At 69.6% G+C, this 2,196-nt stretch carries 2 protein-coding genes and 1 pseudogene; 2 read left to right on the plus strand and 1 reads right to left on the minus strand.

Annotation, left to right across the window (positions count from 1 at the left end; genetic code table 11):
* Both HC022_RS24690 and HC022_RS24695 read left to right on the plus strand, forming a co-directional pair.
* Window positions 1–452 (plus strand): annotated as a pseudogene (locus HC022_RS24690) (3-hydroxyacyl-CoA dehydrogenase); the annotation flags it as partial.
* 390 nt (window positions 453–842) lie between these two features.
* The gene (locus tag HC022_RS24695) at window positions 843–1,484 is read left to right on the plus strand and encodes a hemolysin III family protein (protein WP_089955087.1); all 642 of its coding nucleotides are present in this window, start codon (window positions 843–845) and stop codon (window positions 1,482–1,484) included.
* Between the two features lie 159 nt (window positions 1,485–1,643).
* Here the strand turns inward: HC022_RS24695 and HC022_RS24700 are convergent.
* Window positions 1,644–2,196, minus strand: a 553-nt coding sequence (locus HC022_RS24700; protein WP_303049098.1) for an acyl-CoA dehydrogenase family protein, incomplete at its 5' end; no start/stop codon positions are given.

Here is a 2,196-nt window from a genome sequence, read left to right on the forward strand (position 1 = left end):
AGGTGATCTTCTGGCTCGCCGACGAGGGCCGTATGGGCCGCAAGGCCGCCGCGGGCTTCTACGACTACGACGAGAAGGGCAAGCGTCAGGGCCTCTGGGAGGGTCTCGCCGCGAAATACCCGGTCGCAGACGAGCAGCCCTCGCTGACCGAGGTGCAGCACCGTCTGCTCTTCGTGCAGGCGCTGGAAGCGGTGCGCGCGCTCGAGGAAGGCGTGCTCGAGGACATCCGCGAGGGCGACGTGGGCGCCATCCTCGGCTGGGGCTTCGCGCCCTGGTCCGGCGGTCCGTTCTCGTGGCTCGACATCCTCGGCGCCCCCTACGCGGCCGAGCGCTGCGACGCGCTGGCCGAAGCTCACGGCCCCCGCTTCGCCTGCCCGGAGCTGCTGCGCGAGATGGCCGAGGACGGCGAGGCCTTCTACGACCGCTTCGCCCCACAGGCAGCCGCCGCCTGACACCGCAGCGGGGGGCGTCACCGCCCCCCCGCCCGACACCTCTCCAACACCCCGGCGCCATCGCGCGCCGCCATAATGCTCCGGTTACTTTTGGCCGCTAGCCTGAGTCGCGTGACCGAGTTCGCACTGCCCGCTCGCACCGACCGGGAAGGTCCGACCAGGCAGCCCTGACCACCCCCGACCACGGCCCCCGCCGGCCCGTCGGGTCCCCGCCAGAGGCACGCGAACGCCGCCGGACGGTGGCCACGCCAGATCACGCAGCCTGCAGCGCGTGATCACAAAATCGCGCTGGCGCTCGCCCGACGCGGCCCACCCACCCATCTCTATGGGAACGCACCCGCGTTTCTACCCTCGCAACCGCTGCCCGGAGCACAGCCGGAAGACACCAAGATGACCCGCCACATCCTGTCCCATTCGCCCGCTGAACACATGGCCGACGGTGTCGTGCTCGTCCTGGGGCTTTGTTTCGCGGTCGGTGCTGTGTCGGCGCTCTTCGTCTGGGCCGCGCTCGCCGCACCTTCGGGCGCGCTCTGGCCGCTGGTGCCCTACGCGGTGGGCCTGATCGCGAGCTTCTCCTTCTCCGCCGCCTACAACCTCACCCTCCACGCCCCCACCCGTGCTGTGCTCCGGCGCTTCGACCATGCGGCGATCTACCTGCTGATCTCGGGCACCTACACACCGATGGCGCTGCTCGGCATCGGCGGCAGCGCCGGACTGGCGCTCACTGCCGCCTCGTGGACGATCTCGCTCATCGGGATCAGCCTCAAGCTGCGCTCGATTCACCGCTGGGCGCGGCTGGGCTTCGCGCTCTACCTCGCGCAGGGCTGGCTCGGCGGCCTCGCCGCCTGGCCCTTCCTCACCAGGCTGCCGGCGGACTCGCTGGTGCTTCTGGTGGCGGGCGGCATAGCCTACACGGTGGGCACGATCTTCCACCACTCCAACCGCATCCCCTACGCCCGCGCCATCTGGCACACTCATGTGCTTGCCGCCGCCGCCAGCCACTACGCCGCAATCATCCTCGTGATCCGCTGACCCGACGGGGCCACGCCCCGCCCTTCATCTTGCAAGATAAACTCCGGGGGAGTCGCGCGAAGCGCGACGGGGGCAGAGCCCCCTCCCACACCAGCCACCCACCGATCAAAAACGAAAAAGGGGGCCGAAGCCCCCTTCCCCGCCCGACGCCAGAGGCCGTCAGAAGAACGCCTGCAGCCCGGTCTGCGCCCGGCCGAGGATCAGCGCGTGCACATCATGGGTGCCCTCGTAGGTGTTCACCGTCTCGAGGTTCGCCGCGTGGCGCATCACGCCATATTCGATCTGGATGCCGTTGCCGCCATGCATGTCACGGGCCATGCGCGCGATGTCGAGCGCCTTGCCGCAGTTGTTGCGCTTGATGAGCGAGATCATCTCGGGCGCCGCCTTGGCGCTGTCCATGAGCCGGCCCACGCGCAGCGCGGCCTGAAGCCCCAGCGCGATCTCGGTCTGCATGTCGGCGAGCTTCTTCTGGTAGAGCTGCGTGCCGGCCAGCGGCTTGTCGAACTGCTTGCGGTCGAGCCCGTACTGGCGCGCCTGCATCCAGCAGAACTCGGCCGCGCCCATCACGCCCCATGCGATGCCGAAGCGCGCGCGGTTGAGGCAGCCGAACGGCCCCTTGAGCCCCTCGACGTTGGGCAGCAGCGCCTCCTCGCCGACCTCGACGTCATCCAGGACGATCTCGCCGGTGATCGAGGCACGAAGCGACAGCTTG

It is taken from the genome of Salipiger sp. HF18, assembly GCF_011806505.1.
GTDB lineage: Bacteria > Pseudomonadota > Alphaproteobacteria > Rhodobacterales > Rhodobacteraceae > Salipiger > Salipiger thiooxidans.